This window comes from Streptomyces sp. NPDC029014 (assembly GCF_055564695.1).
In genome coordinates this window covers 1-19860 of sequence record NZ_JBVHVT010000071.1, presented here as the reverse complement: position 1 = coordinate 19860, position 19860 = coordinate 1, and the positions used below count along the sequence as shown (strand labels likewise).

At 72.5% G+C, this 19860-nt stretch carries 20 protein-coding genes; 11 read left to right on the top strand and 9 right to left on the bottom strand.

Going from position 1 to position 19860, the window contains the following annotated elements:
* Positions 1 to 37: 37 nt before the first annotated feature.
* Complete coding sequence (locus tag ACZ4VL_RS30625) at positions 38 to 484, bottom strand: Fur family transcriptional regulator (RefSeq protein WP_468206341.1); 447 nt, start codon at positions 482 to 484, stop codon at positions 38 to 40.
* A 249-nt stretch (positions 485 to 733) separates the two neighbouring features.
* On the opposite strand from ACZ4VL_RS30625, the gene katG reads away from it, so the two are divergent.
* The 3 genes from katG (at position 734) to ACZ4VL_RS30610 (ending at position 5650) form a co-directional block, all read left to right on the top strand.
* Positions 734 to 2965 (top strand): catalase/peroxidase HPI, encoded by a 2232-nt coding sequence (katG, locus tag ACZ4VL_RS30620; protein WP_468206338.1) that lies wholly within the window; start codon positions 734 to 736, stop codon positions 2963 to 2965.
* A 126-nt stretch (positions 2966 to 3091) separates the two neighbouring features.
* Positions 3092 to 4798 carry a phospholipase D family protein gene (locus ACZ4VL_RS30615; RefSeq protein ID WP_468206335.1) on the top strand — a complete coding sequence of 569 codons (1707 nt, stop codon included), beginning with the start codon at positions 3092 to 3094 and terminating at the stop codon, positions 4796 to 4798.
* Between the two features lie 129 nt (positions 4799 to 4927).
* Positions 4928 to 5650: a sortase domain-containing protein gene (locus tag ACZ4VL_RS30610; RefSeq protein WP_468206332.1), complete on the top strand. Its 723-nt coding sequence runs from the start codon at positions 4928 to 4930 to the stop codon at positions 5648 to 5650.
* Between the two features lie 131 nt (positions 5651 to 5781).
* On the opposite strand, the gene ACZ4VL_RS30605 is transcribed toward ACZ4VL_RS30610, so the two are convergent.
* Positions 5782 to 6588 carry a M4 family metallopeptidase gene (locus ACZ4VL_RS30605; protein WP_468206329.1) on the bottom strand — a complete coding sequence of 269 codons (807 nt, stop codon included), beginning with the start codon at positions 6586 to 6588 and terminating at the stop codon, positions 5782 to 5784.
* A gap of 131 nt (positions 6589 to 6719) precedes the next feature.
* A complete protein-coding gene (locus ACZ4VL_RS30600; RefSeq protein ID WP_468206326.1) occupies positions 6720 to 7151 on the bottom strand; it encodes a hypothetical protein in 432 nt (143 codons plus the stop codon).
* Positions 7152 to 7348: 197 nt separating this feature from the next.
* Between ACZ4VL_RS30600 and ACZ4VL_RS30595 the strand changes: the two genes are divergently transcribed.
* Together ACZ4VL_RS30595 and ACZ4VL_RS30590 are read left to right on the top strand one after the other, a co-directional pair.
* Positions 7349 to 8017: a hypothetical protein gene (locus ACZ4VL_RS30595; RefSeq protein ID WP_468206323.1), complete on the top strand. Its 669-nt coding sequence runs from the start codon at positions 7349 to 7351 to the stop codon at positions 8015 to 8017.
* Between the two features lie 39 nt (positions 8018 to 8056).
* Positions 8057 to 9013 carry an aldo/keto reductase gene (locus tag ACZ4VL_RS30590; protein WP_468206321.1) on the top strand — a complete coding sequence of 319 codons (957 nt, stop codon included), beginning with the start codon at positions 8057 to 8059 and terminating at the stop codon, positions 9011 to 9013.
* 57 nt (positions 9014 to 9070) lie between these two features.
* Here the strand turns inward: ACZ4VL_RS30590 and ACZ4VL_RS30585 are convergent, their stop codons facing one another.
* The 3 genes from ACZ4VL_RS30585 to ACZ4VL_RS30575 all read right to left on the bottom strand — a co-directional run bounded on the left by ACZ4VL_RS30585 (position 9071) and on the right by ACZ4VL_RS30575 (position 10453).
* On the bottom strand, positions 9071 to 9589 hold the full coding sequence (locus ACZ4VL_RS30585; protein WP_468206318.1) for a hypothetical protein: 519 nt from the start codon (positions 9587 to 9589) through the stop codon (positions 9071 to 9073).
* A 126-nt stretch (positions 9590 to 9715) separates the two neighbouring features.
* The gene (locus ACZ4VL_RS30580; protein ID WP_468206315.1) at positions 9716 to 10123 is read right to left on the bottom strand and encodes a TipAS antibiotic-recognition domain-containing protein; all 408 of its coding nucleotides are present in this window, start codon (positions 10121 to 10123) and stop codon (positions 9716 to 9718) included.
* 168 nt (positions 10124 to 10291) lie between these two features.
* Entirely contained in the window at positions 10292 to 10453 is a 162-nt protein-coding gene (locus tag ACZ4VL_RS30575) for a hypothetical protein (protein WP_468206312.1), read from the bottom strand.
* 135 nt (positions 10454 to 10588) lie between these two features.
* Between ACZ4VL_RS30575 and ACZ4VL_RS30570 the strand changes: the two genes are divergently transcribed.
* The 4 genes from ACZ4VL_RS30570 (at position 10589) to ACZ4VL_RS30555 (ending at position 14328) form a co-directional block, all read left to right on the top strand.
* On the top strand, positions 10589 to 11659 hold the full coding sequence (locus ACZ4VL_RS30570) for a DNA polymerase III subunit beta family protein (protein WP_468206371.1): 1071 nt from the start codon (positions 10589 to 10591) through the stop codon (positions 11657 to 11659).
* 22 nt (positions 11660 to 11681) lie between these two features.
* The gene (locus ACZ4VL_RS30565; protein WP_468206309.1) at positions 11682 to 12191 is read left to right on the top strand and encodes a hypothetical protein; all 510 of its coding nucleotides are present in this window, start codon (positions 11682 to 11684) and stop codon (positions 12189 to 12191) included.
* Between the two features lie 251 nt (positions 12192 to 12442).
* Positions 12443 to 13522 (top strand): PI-PLC domain-containing protein, encoded by a 1080-nt coding sequence (locus tag ACZ4VL_RS30560; protein WP_468206306.1) that lies wholly within the window; start codon positions 12443 to 12445, stop codon positions 13520 to 13522.
* 221 nt (positions 13523 to 13743) lie between these two features.
* Positions 13744 to 14328, top strand: coding sequence for a 2'-5' RNA ligase family protein (locus ACZ4VL_RS30555; protein ID WP_468206303.1), 585 nt, complete (start codon positions 13744 to 13746; stop codon positions 14326 to 14328).
* 65 nt (positions 14329 to 14393) lie between these two features.
* On the opposite strand, the gene ACZ4VL_RS30550 is transcribed toward ACZ4VL_RS30555, so the two are convergent.
* A complete protein-coding gene (locus tag ACZ4VL_RS30550) occupies positions 14394 to 15164 on the bottom strand; it encodes a lytic polysaccharide monooxygenase auxiliary activity family 9 protein (protein WP_468206300.1) in 771 nt (256 codons plus the stop codon).
* Between the two features lie 60 nt (positions 15165 to 15224).
* Positions 15225 to 16574 (bottom strand): fibronectin type III domain-containing protein, encoded by a 1350-nt coding sequence (locus tag ACZ4VL_RS30545; RefSeq protein ID WP_468206297.1) that lies wholly within the window; start codon positions 16572 to 16574, stop codon positions 15225 to 15227.
* Positions 16575 to 17276: 702 nt separating this feature from the next.
* On the opposite strand from ACZ4VL_RS30545, the gene ACZ4VL_RS30540 reads away from it, so the two are divergent.
* Positions 17277 to 18146: a papain-like cysteine protease family protein gene (locus tag ACZ4VL_RS30540; protein ID WP_468206294.1), complete on the top strand. Its 870-nt coding sequence runs from the start codon at positions 17277 to 17279 to the stop codon at positions 18144 to 18146.
* Between the two features lie 15 nt (positions 18147 to 18161).
* Positions 18162 to 19127, top strand: a complete 966-nt coding sequence (locus tag ACZ4VL_RS30535) for a hypothetical protein (RefSeq protein WP_468206291.1) — start codon at positions 18162 to 18164, stop codon at positions 19125 to 19127.
* Between the two features lie 76 nt (positions 19128 to 19203).
* Here ACZ4VL_RS30535 and ACZ4VL_RS30530 read toward each other — a convergent pair whose 3' ends face one another.
* Positions 19204 to 19707, bottom strand: coding sequence for an RICIN domain-containing protein (locus tag ACZ4VL_RS30530; RefSeq protein WP_468206289.1), 504 nt, complete (start codon positions 19705 to 19707; stop codon positions 19204 to 19206).
* Positions 19708 to 19860 lie beyond the last annotated feature (153 nt).

Genomic DNA, 19860 nt, shown 5'->3' with positions numbered 1-19860 from the left:
CCCGCCCCTCGGCCGGGTGGCGCGGGCGGGAGCGCCGCTACGGTGGCCCGGCGGCGTCGGCGGCCCCGGCGGCCCTGGCGCAGGCGGGGCACAGGCCCCGGTAGACCACGTCGGCCCGCGTGACGGTGAAGCCGAACCGTTCGGAGGCGGGCAGGTCGGCCAGCGGGTCGCCGGCCGGGTGGACGTCGCGGATCTCGCCGCAGCCGGAGCACACCAGGTGTTGGTGTGGACGGCGCGCGTTGGGGTCGTAGCGTTTCGCGCGGCCGTCCGTCGTCACCTCGGCCACCTCACCGAGCGCGACGAGCTCGCCGAGGGTGTTGTAGACGGTCGCGCGGGAGACCTCCGGCAGCCGGGCGGTGGCCCGTAGCAGCACCTCGTCCGCCGTGAGGTGGATGTGCTCGCCGTCCAGTACCTCCGCGACCACCCGGCGCTGGGCCGTCATCCGCCAGCCGCGTCCGCGAAGCCGCTTCACCAGGTCGCTCATGCCCCACCAGCCTAAACGCGCCTCGTTCGACCAATGAATCCGTACAGATTTGGTTGCCGCATTGACTTGGACTAGGTCCATCGTAGGATCAGTTCCGGCGACAACCAAGGGACAGGACGGCGGCGGCGAGAGCGCGTGACGGTGGCGAGACCCGGTCCCGGCGAAGGAGCCCGCCGCTGCCCCTGCCCCACCCCTCGCAGTTCCCGAGCACCGTGGTCCACCCAGTCCGGAAGGATTCCGAGGATTCCCATGCCTGAGAACGATGAAGCAATCGTCGTGGACGCGAAGACTGAAGGCGCCGGAGGCTGCCCGGTCGCGCACGAGCGGGCCCCGCACCCGACTCAGGGCGGCGGAAACCGCCAGTGGTGGCCGGAGCGGCTCAACCTGAAGATCCTCGCCAAGAACCCGGCCGTGGCCAACCCTCTCGGCGAGGGGTTCGACTACGCCGCGGCGTTCGGGACGCTCGACCTGCCGGCGGTGAAGCGGGACATCGCCGAGGTGCTGACGACCTCGCAGGACTGGTGGCCGGCCGACTTCGGCCACTACGGCCCGTTCATCATCCGGATGGCCTGGCACAGCGCGGGCACGTACCGGATCAGCGACGGCCGCGGCGGCGCCGGTGCCGGTCAGCAGCGCTTCGCCCCGCTGAACAGCTGGCCGGACAACGCCAACCTCGACAAGGCGCGCCGCCTGCTGTGGCCGGTCAAGAAGAAGTACGGCCAGAGCCTGTCCTGGGCCGACCTGATGATCCTCGCCGGTAACGTCGCCCTGGAGACGATGGGCTTCGAGACCTTCGGCTTCGGCGGCGGCCGCGCGGACGTCTGGGAGCCCGACGAGGACGTGTACTGGGGTCCCGAGACCACCTGGCTCGACGACCGGCGCTACACCGGCGACCGGGAGCTGGAGAGCCCCCTCGGCGCGGTCCAGATGGGCCTGATCTACGTCAACCCGGAGGGCCCGAACGGCAACCCGGACCCGATCGCCGCGGCCCGCGACATCCGCGAGACGTTCCGCCGGATGGCGATGAACGACGAGGAGACCGTCGCCCTCATAGCCGGCGGCCACACCTTCGGCAAGACCCACGGCGCCGGCCCGGCGGACCACGTCGGCGCCGACCCCGAGGGCGCCCCGCTGGAGCAGCAGGGCCTCGGCTGGAGCAACTCCTTCGGCACCGGCAAGGGCGGCGACACCATCACCAGCGGCCTCGAGGGCGTCTGGACCAACACCCCCACCGCCTGGGACAACAGCTTCTTCGAGATCCTCTTCGGCTACGAGTGGGAGCTGTTCGACAGCCCCGCCGGCGCGCAGCAGTGGCGGCCGAAGGAGGGTGCCGGCGCCGGCACCGTCCCCGACGCGCACGACGCGTCGAAGAGCCACGCGCCGACGATGCTGACGACCGACCTCTCGCTGCGCTTCGACCCGGTGTACGAGTCGATCTCTCGGCGCTTCCTGGCGGACCCCGCGGCGTTCGCCGACGCCTTCGCCCGGGCCTGGTTCAAGCTGACCCACCGCGACATGGGCCCCGTCGTGCGCTACCTCGGCCCCGAGGTCCCCTCCGAGACGCTGCTGTGGCAGGACCCGCTGCCGGGGCGGACGTACGCGCTCGTCGACGCCGGGGACGTCGCGGACCTCAGGTCCCGGATCCTCGACTCGGGCCTGTCCGTCTCCGAGCTGGTGTCCACCGCGTGGGCGGCGGCCTCGTCCTTCCGCGGCAGCGACAAGCGCGGCGGCGCCAACGGCGCCCGCATCCGGCTCCAGCCGCAGAGCGGGTGGGAGGTCAACGAGCCCGACCGGCTGTCGGCGGTGCTGCGGACCCTGACCGGCATCCAGGAGGCCTTCAACGACGGCCGGGCCGACGGCAAGCAGGTCTCGCTCGCCGACCTGATCGTCCTCGCCGGCAACGCGGGCGTCGAGACGGCGGCCGCGGACGCGGGCTTCGAGGTGGACGTCCCGTTCACGCCGGGCCGCGTGGACGCCGCGCAGGAGCAGACGGACGTCGAGTCGTTCGCCGCGCTCGAACCGACCGCGGACGGGTTCCGCAACTACCTCGGCAAGGGCAACCGGCTGCCCGCCGAGTACCTGCTGCTCGACAAGGCGAACCTGCTGACCCTGAGCGCTCCCGAGCTGACCGTCCTCGTCGGCGGCCTGCGCGTCCTGGGCGCGAACCACCAGCAGACGTCCGTCGGCGTCCTCACGACGACGCCCGGCGTCCTCACCAACGACTTCTTCGTCAACCTGCTCGACCTGGGCACGACGTGGAAGGCGACCTCCGAGGACGCGCACACCTTCGAGGGCCGCGACGCCGCGACCGGCGCGCTCAAGTGGACCGGCAGCCGTGCCGACCTCGTCTTCGGGTCGAACTCCGAGCTGCGCGCCCTCGCGGAGGTCTACGCGAGCGACGACGCCGGGCGGAAGTTCGTGGACGACTTCGTCGCGGCCTGGCACAAGGTGATGGAGCTGGACCGCTTCGACCGCGCCTGACGGCGTCCGCGCCGGACACCCCCGAGGGACTCCGCGTGGCGGGGCCGCCACCAGGGGTGTCCGGCGCCCCGCCCGGGGGAGGGAACGCCCCGGCGCGGGTAGAAAGGGGTACGGAGGACCCGTGCCATGAACCGGACCGACTGGCTGCTCACCCCGCCCGAGCGCGGCAACCCCGCGACGCGCCTCGACCGCCGCCGGCCCGGGGGCACCGCCTGGTCGGACGGGAACGACGTCCGACCGGTGGTGCACGGCGCCGCGTACTTCGCGGAGCTGCTGGAGCGGATCGACGCCCAGCGGGCCGGCGACCTGCTCCTGTTCACCGACTGGCGCGGCGACCCCGACGAACGTCTCGGCCGGCACCACCCCGGCCGGGACGGGGGCGCCCACCGGCGGGGCACCGAGGTCGGCGCCGTCCTCGCCCGGGCCGCCGAGCGCGGCGTCATCGTCAAGGGCCTGGTCTGGCGTTCCCACCTCGACCGCCTGCAGTTCAGCGAGACGGAGAACCTGCACCTCGGCGTGGAGATCGAGGAGGCCGGCGGCGAGTGCCTCCTCGACATGCGGGTGCGCCCCGGCGGCTCGCACCACCAGAAGATGGTCGTCCTGCGCCACCCCGGCCGCCCCGGGCTCGACATCGCCTATGTCGGCGGGATCGACCTGTGCCACAACCGCAACGACGACCGCAGCCACCTCGGTGATCCCCAGGCCGTGCCGATGGCCGGGGCGTACGGGCCGCACCCGCCCTGGCACGACGTGCAGCTCGCCCTGCGCGGGCCGGTGGTCGGCGACGTCGAGGCCGTCTTCCGCGAGCGCTGGCAGGATCCCTCACCGCTCTCCCGCAGCCCCGTCACCCGCCTGAGGGAGCTCCTGCACCACGAGGACACCGACGCGGACCGCCTGCCGCCGCAGGGCCCCGACCCCGAGCCGTGCGGCACCCACACCGTCCAGGTGCTGCGCACCTACCCGAACCGGCTGCTGCGCGGCTACCCCTTCGCCCCCGACGGCGAGCGCAGCATCGCCCGCGGCTACCTCAAGGCCCTGCGCCGGGCCCGCTCCCTGATCTACCTGGAGGACCAGTACCTGTGGTCGCCGCGCGTCGTGGCCTGCTTCGCCCACGCGCTGCGCGTCAACCCCGGGCTGCGGCTGATCGCGGTCATCCCCTCGCTCCCCGAGCAGGACGGCCGGCTGACCCTTCCCATGAACCTGATCGGGCGGATCAGCGCCCTGGACCGGCTGCGCCGGGCGGGCGGCCCCCGGGTCGCCGTCTACGGGCTGGAGAACCACGCCGGCACTCCCGTCTACGTGCACGCGAAGGTGTGCGTCATCGACGACGTGTGGGCGTCGGTCGGCTCCGACAACATCAACCTCCGCTCGTGGACCCACGACTCCGAGCTCAGCTGCGTCGTCCTGGACGACACCCCGGACCCGCGTCAGCCCCGCGACCCGGGCGGCCTCGGCGACGGCGCCCGCGGATTCGCCCGCCGGCTCCGTCTGGAGCTGTCCCGCGAGCACCTCGACCTCGGTCCCGATCCGGTGCCGGACGCGGCGCCCGATCCGGTGCCGGACGCGGTGCCGGACGCGGGCGGCGGGGCGCCCACCGCCGACGACGCCCTGTGCGACCCGGTCGCCGCCTTCCACTCCTTCGCCTCGGCCGCGGCCGACCTGGACGCCTGGTACGCCGACGGCTGCCGCGGACCGCGCCCGCCCGGCCGGCTCCGCAGCTACCGCCCGCCGGAGCTGGCTCCCACGGCCCGGGCCCTGGCCACTCCCCTGCACCATCTGCTCGTGGACCCGGACGGCCGCCCGCTGCGGCTGCGTCGCCGCAACGCCTTCTGACCCGGGTCGGCGGGGACGTCACAGTCCGCAGCACTTCTGGACCGCGCGCCGCGTGTGTCACTCTGGCACGGCGAACCGGGTCACCCACATGCCGTACGGCCCGGCCCACCGACAGGAAACGCACCCGCCATGCCCCTGCCCTTCCTGCCCTCCCTCCCCCGCGCCGTACCCGTTGCCGTGGCCGGCGCCGCAACCGTCCTGCTGGCGGCCTGCGCCCCCGAAGCCTCCGCGCGCGCCGCGGCCCCCACCACGGCGCTCCCCGCCAGGACGACCGCAGCCGCGGCCGCGAGCGCTGCGGGCCCGGCGTCGCAGCCGCCCGCGCCGTCCCTGCTGTCGATCCCGTCGATCGGCGTCTCCGGGCTGCGCGTGGAGCCGTACGAGGGCACGACGGACGACGCCTCCGGGACCCGCATCCAGGACCGCGGCCACGCGGCCAGCCCGTACGGGGAGCGGGGCGGCGTGGGCCCCGGCCGGGTCGGGAACTTCCTGGTCACGGCCCACCGCATGTCGGCCGGCGGGCCGCTGCACGGGCTGGCGGCGGTGAAGGAGGGCGACACGGTCCTGGTGACCGCGGGTGGCGTCGTCCACACGTACGAGATCGTCGCGACCCGCTCCACGTCCTTCCGGTCGGAGCGCTCGCTGGCCGAGCAGCGTGCGGCGGTCCCCGGGGCTCCCGGGCAGGCACCCGCCCAGGCCATGATCACGATCTCGACGTGCGCCACGCCGGAGGACCACGCCGCGGGCAACTACTGGAGCGACGCACAGGGCAACCCCGAGCACCGCATCGACAAGATAGGCGTGCTGCGCAGGACGACACCCGCGGCCCCCGCGCCTGCGGGCACGTCGGGCTGACGCACCCGCCGGGCTGACGCGCCCATCGGGCCGACGGACCCGTCGGGCTCACGCGGCCGGCCGGTGCCGAAAGGGCCCCGACCGCCACACCCGGCGGTCGGAGCCCTGCCCCGCGGGAGATGGGGAACCGGTCAGCGGTCCACGCCGACCTCGGTCCACGCCCGGGCCACGACCTCCGCCGGCATGTCCAGCTCACGGGCGGCGCCGAGGGTCGCGAAGCGGAACGCGGAGAAGTTCGTGGTCCTGGAGGCGTAACCCATCAGGCCCTTGTACCAGATGCGCCCGGCCCGCTCCCAGGCGTTGCCGCCCAGCTCGTTCGCGACCAGGTGGAACGCGCGGTTCGCGATGCCGGCATTGACGTGGACACCGCCGTCCTCGTCGACGGTCTCGTCGTACTCCGTCATGTGGGCCACCTGCTTGAACCGCGCGGGGTCCGCGAGGGAGCCGACCGCCTCGCCGGAGGCCGGCAGGCCCTGCCCGAACAGCCAGTCCGACTCCTCGACGCCCTGCTTCAGGGTGTACTGCTTGGCCAGGAGGCCGAAGACGTTCCCGAGCGAGACGGCGAGCGCGCCGGGCTGACCGTAGGACTCCAGCTCGGCGGTGTGCTGGATGACGCCGATCATGTACTGCGCGGCGACCGCGTCCAGCGGCGCGGGGGCGTCACCCCCGCCGAGCAGGATGCGCGACCCCTGCCAGGTGGCGCCCGGCTCCCCGCCGCGGAGCACCGCCTCCACCGGGCCGCCCCGGCCGTCGATGGCCTTGCGCCCGTACACCGTGCGGAAGAAGTCCCAGGTCACACCGAGGGTGTCGTAGGTGCCGTCGACCAGCGCGTCGCCGGTCGGGGCCCCTCCCTCCTCGCGCGCCAGCGCCGGGTTGTCGAAATCGTTCCGGCCGTCGAAGATCCTGCGAACCGGATGTACAGATGCACTCTCAGTCATGATCGCCATGCTGGCAGGCGACCCCGCCGCCGCCCCACAAGCGGGGGACCGATCAGTCAGGTCGGTCGGCGGCGGGGCGGCCCCGTACGGCTGCGGCGCCGTTCACGGGGGAACGGCGCCGCAGTGGGGCCTCAGGTACCGGTGGGGACGACGGTGCCCTCGGAGTCATGGTGCAGGACCTCCGTGTGGACGCTGTCGGGCGGACCACAGGGGGCGGTGATGCACTGCCAGTCCGTCCCCTTGGGGGTCTTCACGCCGGTGTCCTCGGAAGAGCCGCCCTTGCCCGGGTGCTTCTTGCCCCACTTGCCGTCGCTCTTCTTGCCCGCTCCGCCCTTACCCGGCGCGTCCTTGTAGGGGACGACCCGGATGGCGTGGTCGGGCTCGCCGAGGAACAGCAGCGTGGACTTGTTGCCGTCGCCCACGTCGTCGCCGGGCAGGGCGACCGTGTGCGACGTCGCAGGGGTGGCGGCGAATGCGGTCGTCGGCACCAGCGCACCTCCCGCGACCATGGTGGCCGAGGCGGCGAACAGGACGAGACGCTTGGTTCGAAAGCGGTGGGTCATGGTGTGCTCCTTTGCTGGGAGAAGCCGGAAGGGGTACTTCCAGTACGCCCCGGGGCGCGCCCCCCGTCACGCCCCTGGAAGTCGTGGCTTGACGAACGGCCGGAGGTGTGCGGACCGGCCGGGGTTCGGGTGAAAGGGCACCGCCGGTTCCGGTGCGCCGCGGCCGCGGCCCGCACGGTCGGCGGCAGACTCGCCCCATGACGACCACTGCCGAGCCGGCGGCCGACGGGCCGCGGCGCGGGCGTCTGGAAGCGGCGCAGGTGTGGACGGCGACGCTGACGGGCCTCGTGGCGTTGGGGATCTCGTTGTTCAACCTGGCCGAGTTGCAGCAGGCGCCGAAGGTGTCCGTGGCCCTGCCGCACCTGGTGCGGATCGAGCCCCGGGCACCGCATCGCACGGTGCACCTGTTCGTGCAGCCCACGATCACCACGCGGTTCCGGGCGGAGGACGTCGAGGTGATCACCGCGGTCCGGCTGCGGCTGAAGGCAGCGGCCCCGAAGGAGGGCCGGCCACGGTTCCGCTGGAACGAATCCGGAGCGTGGAACTACGATTTCGCGTCCAACCAGCTGAAGTACGACCGCACCGCCGACCCGTCCCCCCTGGTGGTCACCCAGGACAAGCCGCAGCAGCCGACGCTCCTGTTCGACAGCTCCGACTGGACCCTGAGGGCGGGCCGGTACGACGGCGCCCTCGTCCTGGACCGCGCCAGTAGCCGCACCCCGATCACCAAGCCGTTCTGCCTGCTGATCACCCCGGAGGCCCTGCGCACCTTCAAGGCCGCCCCGGAACGCGAGTTCTACGAACTCCGCAACGACAACGACATCCCGTCCCCCACGTCTCCCCGTCCGCCCTGCTACACCTTCTGACCCGCCCCACGCCCCGTCCGGAGGCCGTAGGGTCGGGGGGTGACGAGGAAGACGAACGCGAGTGCGGGCCGGCCGGTGTACGGGTGCATGGGACTGGGCGGTACCTGGGGGCCCGAGCCGTACGGGCCCGCGGAGATCGCGGCCGCGGAGGCGGCGGTCGATGCCGCCCTGGAGATCGGCATCACCACCTTCGACCACGCCGACATCTACCGCCACGGCAAGTCCGAGGCGGTCTTCGGTGAACTCCTGGCCCGGGACGCCGGACTGCGCGCCCGGGTCACGATCCAGACCAAGTGCGGGATCCGGCTGGCGGACGGCGAACGGCCCGGTACCTACGACCTGCGGGGCAAGACGGTGCTGCGCCGGGTCGAGGAGAGCCTGACCCGGCTCCGCACCGACGTGATCGACGTCCTGCTGCTGCACCGGCCGGACCCGCTCGCGGATCCGGACGAGGTCGCCGAGGCCCTGGCCTCGCTGCACGCCCAGGGCCTGGTGCGCCGGTTCGGAGTGTCCAACATGGGGGCGGCGCAGATCGCGGCGCTCCAGGCGCGGCTGGACCTGCCGCTCGTCGTCAACCAGCTGGAGATGAGCCTGCACCGGCGCGACTGGGTCGAGGCCGGGGTCCTGCTGAACACCCCCGCCGCCGCGTCCAACGGCTTCCCCCTCGGCACCCTCGAACACTGCCGCGACCACGACATCCGGCTACAGGCCTGGGGAGCACTGGCGCAGGGCCGGTTCACCGGGCGGGCGCAGACCCCGCAGGAGCAGGCGACCGCGGAGCTGCTCGCCACGCTGGCCGCACACAAACAGGTCACCCCGGAGACGGTGCTGCTGTGGTGGCTCCAGCGCCACCCTGCGCGGATCGCACCGGTGATCGGCACCTCCGATCCGGCACGGATCCGGGCCTGCCGCCAGGCGGTCGACCGGCTGCCGGAACTGGACCACGAGGAGTGGTACGCACTCTGGCTCACCGCCCGCGGCGAACCCCTGCCCTAGGTGCATTGCCTGGCCGACGCGGAAGGTGCGCTCAACGACCGGCAGGAAATCGCAGTCTCACGCAGCGGGATCCACGTTCCACGCCGCGGGCAGATCGCTCCCGCAGAAGACGCAGACGAAGTCGTCCTCACGCACGATGGTGAGCTCCTCGCAGTCGGGGCACCGCCGGAACACCACCTCGTGGGTGAAGCCGGAAGGCCGTTCGAGCCCTACTTCGTCCAGAGCGCGAGCGACTTCCGGCCAGGAGCCGATGTCAGGGCAGTACCCGGTGGACTGGTTGCTGACCTCGCGCACGGCCCACCGGTCCGCCTCGCGCGCAAAGCCGATCTCGCCGGCACTCAGAACCATGGCTCCCTCGGCACAGGCGACGTGCTCGCTCCGTCGCGGTGCCAGCCGGAGCACACCGTCCGTGCCGACCACGAAGGTGAACGGCTCGGCCAGCTCCGCCACCGATCGCCCAGAGATCCAGTCGTTGAATGCGGCTGTCGAGCTGATCCGGCACCCGCCGCTGCCAGGCCGGACCACAGCCGTCAGCTCGACCGGACCGACATATCGGTAACTCCGCCCCTGCTGCACGGTCTGCTTCCTCCTCCCAGGGGCTGCGACAGCCCCTGGGCCTGAACCCCGCCCCGCCTTGACGGGTGCGCCCGGACCCCGGTCCGGGCGCACCCGCCCATGCATGGCCTGGCCCGTGTCGCCCGACTACGCCGAAGCCTCGGCCCCTGCGCTGGGGGCGAACCCGCTCCCCTGCTCGGCGAACACCTTGATCGCGGCGCCCAGGAACTCCACCATCCCGGGGTGGTAGGAATCGTGGAACGCCCTCATGGCCTCGTTCTCGGCGTAGAAGAGCGACATGCCGACGTATGCCTCCCTGGAGGGGGTGTAGAACCGGCAGACGATGTCGAAGTGCCTGCGGACGAGCTCCTGGATCTGCTGGTCCCCTGGCAGGGAGCCGCCGTCCAGGAGAGCCGTGATCTCCCGGTACAGGACGTCCCAGTCCTGGTGGACCCGCTCCCTGTCCACATGTTCCCAGTCGTTGGTCCCGGCAAGGCTCTTCGCCTCCTCCGCGGCCAGCGACCGGCGACACTCGTCCTCGTAACTGTTTCCCACGGCACCGGTTCCCATCGTTTCGTCACCTCTCCGGTGGATCCCCGGGAGGCCGCCGACATGTCGACGTCGACCGGCCGCCGATGATCAACTTCCGGTCCAGGCCGAACGGTGACACACAGCCACCGGCTCGGCAAACCATTTCCTGGACCCTCCGGCGCTCCGTCCCGGTCAGCCGGCGGCGGAGAGGCGCAGCTCGAACGGCGAGCCGTCGGAGCGGGGCGTCCAGCCGCTCGACCGCGCGGCCCGGATTCCCGCGGCGACCTCGCGCGGCAGGACGAGCTCGGCCGGCACCGGGTCCGGTTCCATGACGGCCGGCCGACCGGTCGCCACACTGTCCGGCACCCCGACGCCGCCCGCTGGTCCGACGTGATCCGCAAGAGAGGGCCCAGGTGTTGCCGGTCATGCGGGGGTGATGCCGCTCGTCGGTGTTGACCTTCGAGTTGGTTGAAGCTCGATGATGGCGCGGTGCCGAATGATGATCTGATGCCGATCGGAGTCTTCGCCCAGCGCAGTGGTCTGACGTCCAGCGCGTTGCGGTTCTACGCCGACTCCGGGCTCCTGCCCCCTGCCGAGGTCGACCCGGTCTCGGGTTACCGCTACTACAGCGCTGACCAGGTGGCTCGGGCGACCGTGCTGCGCCAGCTGCGCGAGATCGCGATGCCCCTCGCCGGTGTCGGGGCGGTACTGGATTCCGGGGCTGACACGGCATCCCGGCTGCTCGACGAGCATGTCGCGAGGGTCGTCGGGGACGCGGTGGCAGCACAGCAGAAGGCTGCTGTCATCAAGTCCGTCCTCGGCGAGGTGCCAGGTCTTCCGATTGCGGCGCTGAAGGGTCCCGTGCTGGCGGATGCGGTCGAGCAGGTCCTGACCGCGACCGCACATGAGCCCGGGTTGCCGGTACTCGCCGGCCTACGCATCGAGGCGAGCCATGAGTCGGTGACCCTGACCGCGACTGACCGCTACCGGCTCTCCACCCGAACCCTGGTGCCGACTGAACCACCGGCGCAGACGTGGGCGGGCACGGTCGATGGTGACGAGCTGCGGGCAGCAGCCGCCCAGATCCGCCGCAGCTCGTCGGTTCGGATCGAAGCGGTGCCGCACGGGATCTGGTTCCGCGTGGCCGACCGGGAGGACCGGCATTGCCGGTTGCTGTCCGGGGTCTTCCCCGACTTTCGGCTGGTGCTCGCGTCACTGGGGGAGGTCACCACCCGTGTGACGGTCTCGAAGGATCTGCTTCTGAGGGCCCTGGAAGGGCATCCCGGTGAGCGCTTCGGGCTGGACGTCGCCGACCACGGAGTGAACGTCGTGTCAGCGGACGAGGGACACCCCGGCATCCCGCTCTCGGCCACGTCGACGGGGCAGGCCCTCCGGGTCTGGTTCGAGCTGACCACGTTCTACCCCGCCGTGAGCACCGCGATCGGCCCCGAGGTGATGCTCGATCTGAGGGGACACGACCAGCCCGTCACGATCCGCTCCGCCGACCGCGGTGATCTCACCACCCTGGCCATGCCCGTCAAGGCCGACCACCCCGCCTGAACGAGACGACGAGGAACACCCCGTGACGACCGCACCCGCCAGCCCCGACCCCACCATGGAAGCCATCGGCCGAGCCGTCGCCGTAGGCCGAGCCGGTGACGTCCCTTCCGCCCGCGAAGGACTCCTGAACCTGTGGGCCGCGATCGGTGTCACCGGCGATCCGCTGCACCGCTGCTCCCTGGCTCACTACCTGGCAGACCTCCACGAGGATCCCGCGCAGGCCCTGGCCTGGGACGTCCGGGCCCTGGACGCTGCCGACGCCGTGACCGAGCAGCGCGTCCAGGAGCACCACGCCGGCCTCCACATCGCCGGCTTCTACCCCTCCCTGCACCTCAACCTCGCCGACGACTACCGCCGACTCGGCTCCTTCGAAGCCGCCGCCGAGCACATCGACGCGGCCGAAGAGCACGCCCCCCAGCTTCCTCTGGATCCCTACGGCGACCTTCTTCGTGGCGCCATCCGAGAAGTCTCTGAGGCCATCGCCGGGCGGGACCGCACACCGCGAGCCTCCGCGCCCGGTTCTGCTGCGTGACACACAAGAATGCACATCGTGCCCGCGCCCGGCCCGCAGCGCACGGGATCACACGCCTCGAACGGGCCGAGAGGTCCTCCCGCCCCCCACTCGGTGCCACGCACCAGCGCACCGCCCCCTACACCCCGGCCTCCGCGCCCCCGCGCCCTCACGCCCTCGCGCCAAGATCGGTGTCTTCGGCGGGCGGCGGGTTTCGGCCGGTCGGGTCCGCGGGGGCGCGGATCACGGGTCGGCGCGCTACCCTCCGCCCCATGATTGGCATGAACATGCTGCGGTCGCGAAGAAGTGGCCGGTATCCCCTGGTGTGCCTCCTCCTACTGGCCCTCCTCGGCACGGCGACCGCCGCCACCGCGTCGGCCACCCCGACCTCGGCGCCGGCCCGCACCCCCGCCGCCGCCTCCCCCGGCACCGCCCCGGCGGGCACCCGCGCGGCCGAGGCCGCCGCCGCCCGCTGGGGCGAGCGCCGCCTCGACGAGGTCGCCTTCCTCACCACCCACAACGCCTTCACCAACTACGAGGACTCCCGCTGGAGTTCGGTCAACCAGGCCGAGTCCGTGCGCCACCAGCTCGACAACGGGGTCCGCGGCCTCAGCCTGGACACCCACTGGTACGAGCGCAGCACGTGGCTGTGCGTCATCAGCTTCGGCAGCGACTGCTACCCCTCCGACGTCTACCTGTGCCACGGCGACTGCAAGACCTTCGCCGGGGCCACGTACGCCCTGCCGCGCCAGTCCTTCCACGGCACGATGCAGACCGTGGTGGACTTCCTCGCCGCCCACCCCCAGGAGGTCGTGACCGTCTTCCTGGAGGACTACGTCAGCTCCGAGCAGCTCCAGCAGTCCCTCGGCCGGGTGAGGGGCCTGCCGGAGCTGCTGTTCCGGCCCGACGACTGGCGCGTACGCCAGCAGGGCTGGCCGAAGGTCGCCGACCTGGTCACCGCCGGCAAGCGGCTGCTGATCTTCTCCGACCGGTCCGACCGCGAGCACCTCGGTGTCATGTACGACAGGTCCTGGACGGTCAGCAACTACTGGAGCCTCGGCGACATGGGCAACGACCTCGCGTGCGTGAGCCGCTGGGCCGACGTCCCCCTGGACCGCCAGGAGCCGGGATTCCGACGGCTGTTCACCATGAGCCACCACCGCAACGTGCCCACCGTCCTCACCGCCGCCCTCGACAACGGCAGCAAGCTGCGCAACCGCATCGCCGAGCAGTGCCGGCAGGCGACGGGGGGCCGCACCCCGAACTACGTGTCCGTCGACTTCCACAGGCTCTCGGACAGCAGCGGCCACACACCCGCCTCGATCGTCGCGGAGCTCAACGCGGGCCCCTGAGACCCGTCCGGACTCCCGCCCGCCGGGGGGGTGCGACGGGCCCGCCCCGCCGCACTCGCCCGCGGTGCGTCCGCTCCCTGAGCGGGTGATCCCCGGGCGTGTCCCGCAGCCAAGGACGGGGCGAACCGGCGGGCTGTCTAGCGTGGGTACGTGAACACAGGTACCGTGCCGCCTCCCGCCGGACACGGGATCCGGGCGCGGGCGCGGGCGCGGGCGGGGGTGTGAGCGCCGGCGTGCCCGGCTTCCTCGACGTCGCGCCCACGCCGCGCAGCGCCGTGGCATGGCTTCCGCCGGACGCGCTGTGGCCGGCCGTCCAGGAGATCCGGACCGTGCACGACCCCCAGATCCGGCGGTGGCCCCCGCACGTGAACCTCGTGTTCGGGTTCGTCCCGGAGGCCGACTTCCCGGCGGCCGCGCCCCTGCTGGCCGCCGCGGCCGCCGCGTCGGAGCCGTTCGACGTCCGCCTCGGCGGGGTGCGGTTCTTCCGCCACCGCGGGTACGCGACCGTGTGGCTCGACCCGGCCGCCGCCGGTACGGCTCCCTGGACCGCCCTCCAGCGGGACCTGGTCGAGCCGTTCCCCCGCTGCCGCGACCGCTTCCCCCGCTTCACGCCCCACCTCTCGCTCGGCCGTACGCACGACCCGCGGCTCCTGGCCGAGGAGTGCGCGGCCCGCCTGGGCAGCACGGCGGCGCGGGTGGAGGAGGTCGTCCTGCTCTCCCGCCGCGGCGAAGGGCCGATGCGGCCCCGGGCCGCGATCTCCCTCGGCACCGGCGCCGTGCGCTGGTCCGCGGAGGGCGGCGGGTGAAGTGTGCCCCGAGCCCGGGTGAGGGGGTGGGGTGCCCGGGCTCGGGGGTGGCCTGCCGGCGTCGCCTACTTGAAGGTGACGTCCGAGCAGGAGTAGAAGGCCTCCTCGCTCTGGAAGGAGCCGTCGGGCCGCTTCAGACCGTGCCAGACCGTGTAGATGAGGTGCTTGCCCGTCTTCTCCGGGAGCACCGCCTTGAAGGTGAACGCCTTGGCGCCGAGGAAGCCCGCGGGCGCCGCCGTGGCCGCCGTGTTGTCGGCGCTGAGGAACGGGGTGTCCTCCAGGTCCGACCACTTCAGCGGCTTCTTCGGGTCGTAGCCGTCCTTGGTGACGTACATCTCCATGCGGTACGGGTTGTGCAGCGCGCTGATGTCGTAGCGCAGGTCGTACTCGGCGCCGCCGGGCAGGGTCGTGGAGGGGAAGTCGTCCCGCGCCAGGTCCAGGCCGGAGAACTGCGCGTTGCCGGCGCTGCACAGCTTGCCGTCGGGGATGCGGGCGCGGTGCTGCGGGGAGGAGGTGGGGGTGCTGTGGTCGATGGCCCGGCCCTGGACGATCGACTTCCAGTCGCCCGGGATGCCGGGGCTCTGGGCGAGCGCCAGCCGGCAGGCCTCGCTCGCCTTCGGGTTCTTGGTGCAGGCCACGCTGCGGCTCACCGGGTCGGCGGTGGAGCCGTGGGCCGAGGCGGGCGCGGAGCCGAGGGTGGTCACGGCGAGGGGGAGGGCGATGAGCGAGGTGAGGCGCAGGGCGCCTGTGCGGCGGGCCGCGGGCCGCGCGGGGGCGGGGGCGGGGGCCGGTGCGGCGGCGGGAACGGGCCCGGGGGTGGGGCGGGTCGTGCTCATGAGGGGGACGCTCCTGGTCATGGGTCGGGCGTGCGCGGTGGATGGGGGCGGCGCCGGGGGTCAGCCGCCGGTCTTCACGGTCAGCTCGCGGGAGAACGCACCCCACTTGCCGTCGCCGAGCCGGGCCCGGATCTTCACGGTGTACGTCGTGCCGGGGTGGGCGCCGACGAGCACTTCGCGCGAGCCCTTCGTGGTGGGCACGGGCAGCACGGGATCGCCGGTGCCCCACATGAAGGTCTGGGCGGGCTTGCCGTTCAGGTAGACCTGGTAGGTGGTGATCTGGCCGACGCCCTGCGGGACGGACCACGTGAGGTTCAGGTAGTGCTGGGTGACGTTGCCGTCCTGCTTGGTGGCGGTGGTGGCGGCGAAGTCGCCGGGGGCGGCGGTGCCGCCGTTCCCGTCGGGCGCCGCGGCCGTCGTCACCTGCGTCTCGCGGGTCGGCTCGGACTCCTTGCCGGAGGCGTCGACGGCGGTGACCTTGAACCGGTAGGCGGTGCTCGCGGTGAGGCCGGAGACCGTGGCCGAGGTGGCCTTGGCGTCCGCCTCCTGGACCCGCGTGCCGTTGCGGTAGATCCGGTAGCCGGTGACGGCGACGTCGTCGGTCGCCGCGTGCCAGCGCAGCGAGGCCTGGTACGGACCCGAAGCCGTCGCCTCCAGTTCCGCGGGGATGACCGGCTTCGCCTTGTCCTGGCCGGGCGCCGCGTGCGTGGTGAGCACGATGTCCTTGCTGAACCCGGTGGTGCGGCCGTCGGTGCGGACGGCGCGGACCTTGAACGTGTAGCGGGTGGCGGCGGCGAGCTTCTCGACGTCCGCCATCGTGCCCTTGACGGTTGTGACCTGCTTGCCGTCCTGGAAGACCTCGTAGCGGTCGACCTCGGCTCCGCCGGCGGGCGGCTTCCACATCAGGTGGACGGCGGTGTGGTCCTTGACGAAGGAGCCGCTGTCGGCGGGAACGGCGGGGTTCGTGCCGGTGTCGGTCCCGTTGCCGTTGCCGTCGTTGCCCGACGGGCTGCTCACCCGGCATCCGGTGATCTTGGGGATGGCCTTGCCGGCCGGGTTGATCCCGACCTTGACGGCCCGGTTGCCCTTGGCGGCCACGTCGGCGCGGTCGGCGATCGGCTTCACGGTGACGTGCTTGCCGTCCTGGCGGAGTTCGTACGCCCAGGGGTTGTCGAGGGTGACCTGCCCCTGCGACACGTCGAACTCGGCGGTCCAGTCCCGTACGGGCCGGTCCCCCTTGTTGGTCAGGGAGACCTCGCCGGACGCCCACCACACGGTGGCCTGGTCCGCGACGCGGCAGGCGGCGCCGAGGCCGTCCTCCTCTCCGGCATTGGCGGCGACGGGGATGACGACGGAGCCGACCCCGACGACCACGGCCGCGCAGGCCAGGGCAATTCGCTTTCGGGACATCAGAAACCTCTTGGTAAAGCCGATCCGCCGGTGCGGCGGCGGCATCGGAAGTGCCTCGGTCAACACCCGTGACCCTAAGGGCGATATGAGGCCCGAACGGGCCGCAGAAGGGCCACGGGCCTTCTGTTATCCGTCCCTTAAGGTCCGGATAGGACGCCCTTGATCCCCGCACTCGCCCTTCAACGCTGCGGGCACGCCGGGTCACGCTCCGCCCCCGCCGCGTGACGGCCGGACGACAAAGAGCGGACCGCCCTCGCTTCGGGAAATGCATGGAGAGTCACGCGTCATGCACGCTGGGCGATTCGGCTATTTGACGGACCATCCAACAAGGGGTTGCCCACCGTCAAGATCGCGTAAAGTCCGCGCGCGATTGAACCGCGCGAATGGACTGGACCAGCGCCCCGACCACGCACAACTCAGCGCATTCGCAGCAGAATTGACGGGTCGTCATTCAGCATCGCGCGATGGTTGAAGCGGCGACATCTTTGCGCGTAGAGCAACCTCGTTCAAATCGCCCTTTCTCTCTGGCAGGATTCCCGGCACCCCATCCAATCGAGGAAAGCAGCGCCGATATGCCCGGGCACGGAAGCCCGTCCGGGTAACGGGCGCAACAGCCGTGCAGCGCCGGCCGCAGCGGCCTGCACAGACGGGTGACCCCAGGGCAGTCCCGCGGGTCATCCCCCTCTCGGTTCAAGGAGCACGATGCACAAACGTCGCATGTCCCGCCGCAAGAAGGCGCTGATAGCCGCGGTCACCGCGGCGCTCTCCGGAGGCCTGTTGTTCGGCTTCGGCGCCCTCGCGCAGGCCGGCACGGTCAGCGGCACCGTCTACGGCGGGCAGGGCAACTACCGGACGGTCAACCAGCGGGCGCAGCCGTCCCTCTCGGCCCAGGTCAAGGGCTCCTCGAAGGTCGGCGACCGGATCCAGATGTCCTGCCGCACCACCGGGGACACCGTGGAGAACAACAACCGGTGGATCTCCACCGGCTCCTACTACATCGCCGACGCGTTCATCCGCGAGAACACCACCGGCCTGCCGGTCTGCGGCTCGACCCCGAACCCGAAGCCGACCAAGCCCAACCCCGGCCCGACGACCGCGAAGTCGCTGAACATCGACATGCAGAAGCAGGTCAGGACGCAGTGGTGCTGGGACGCCTCGGGCGTGACCATCGCCAAGTTCTGGGGCCGCAACGTCACCCAGGAGCGGTTCTGCCAACTCGCCGCCCAGGGAACGTGGGTGGACTGCAACAACCAGCCGGCGACCCTGGAGGACATGGCCAACGGCCTGGCCAAGCTGGGCCTCGGCACCAGCGGCCGCAGCCTGTACCGCAACGCCTCGTTCAGCGAGTCGGCGGGCGAGATAGCCGCGGGCCGGCCGTTCGCCGTCCGGTTCGGCTGGCGCAGCGGCGGCGGCCACATGAACGTCATCTACGGCTACGACAGCGCCACCAACATGATCGCGGTCGGCGACCCGTGGCAGACCACCCAGACGTACACCTGGTGGAACTACTCCACCTACGTCAACAACAACTCGTTCCAGTGGACCCACTCCCGGGTCGGCATCCAGGGCTGACGAGAGGACCCGACCATGCACACCATGCAGACCATGCGGCGCATCCGGCGCACGGCGGTCCGGGCTGCCGTCCTGGCCACCACCGCACTCGCCGCCACCTTGTGCGGAAACGTTTCCGCGCAGGGGGCTGACGGCGACGGCATCGCCGGCTACCCGTCCGCGCAGCAGACCCTCCGCAGCGACCAGGTCCGGGACACCGTCTCCCGCTTCCTGGTGCAGGCCCGGCAGGCCGGCGGACCCGCCCACGCGGACGGCGGCAGCCAGGGCGGCCCCGCCCACGCGCCCGCCGCTGCCGCCTCGCCGCCCCGGTTCGACCTCAAGGACCCGGTGCCGATGTTCGAGATCAGCCCCGAGTTCGTGGCCGGCAAGGCGCAGGGCAGCCCGCAGACCGCGCTGCGGCTTTCCTACCTGGCCTCGCGGGTGAACGCCTCCGACGGCCGCCCCGCCTCCGTCCTGCTCACACCCCAGGGAAGCCCTTCCGCGCCGGGCAGCAGCCCGCAGAGCCCGGGAGCCGAGGGCTGGCAGCTGGCCGGCATCCAGGACGGGGACAAGGACCTCAGCCTCGCCGAGCGCGGCACCCCGCAGGCCCGCGTCTTCACCGAACCGCAGATCCACGCCTGGTACCGGCTCACCGCCGACGGCATGGTCGAGCCGCTCAACGACGAGGCGAACACCGGTCTCGGCGGCAAGCGCTCGCTCACCCTCGCCGCCTACCAGAAGCTGGTGTCCGCCCGGTACGGCGACAAGCTGCCCGGCTCCGAGTACGACCGCAAGGGCCTGGCCGGCGGCTACGCCGATCTGACGCAGGACCAGCCTGCCCGCACCTCGAACACCGCGACCGCCTCGGCGACCGCTGCCGAGCGGCCGGAGGACGGGGCGTCCTGGCAGCCGGTGGCCGTCACCGGGGCCGCCGCCCTGGCGGCGGTCGGCGGTGCGGCGGTGTACGCGCAGCGCCGGCGCAGGAGGATCTCCCCGAGCTGACCCTTCCGCGTGCCGAACCGGCGCCCGCCCACCGCGCGTGGGCGGGCGCCGTCGCCGTGCTGCCGGCCGCCGGCCCTCAGCGCCAGGTCTGGTACGGGCTCTTCTGGCTGTGGGTTCCGCACGGGAAGGTGCGCAGGTGGTGGGCCGGGCTGTCGTCCAGGCACAGTCCGCTCTGCTGGTTCTTGAGCTCGACCGCCCCGTCCGGGTAGCGGTGGACGAACCAGCTCTGGTCCTCGGCCTTGTCGCAGGGGTACGGCGCGACCCGGCCCGCCGGGCCGTCGGTCAGGCACCTGCCGGTCTTGGTGTTCCGCAGTTCGCGGGTGCCGTCGGCCCACCGGTGGACGTTCCACTTCTGGTGGTCGTTGGCCAGGCAGGTGTACGTGCGGATGCCGTGCTCGCTGTCGTCGAGGCAGGCGGAGGTCGCGTCGTTGCGCAGGGTCTGGACGCTGTCCGGCCCGGCCGCGGGAGCCGCGCCGGCCTCCGTCGTGAACGTGGCCGTGGCCAGCCCGGCGGCGAGCAGCGCGCACGCGAGGGCGGCGGCGGCCCGGAGCCTCTTCGCGGTCGTCGGAACGGTGTTCATGGTTCTCCTCGGTGAGGGGGGTGGGTGGGTCGGGTGCGGAGCGAGCGGGTGGGGGTGCCGGGGGGGGGGGGGGGGGGGGGGGGGGGGGGGGGGGGGGGGGGGGGGGGGGGGGGGGGGGGGGGGGGGGGGGGGGGGAGGGGGGGGGGGGGGGGG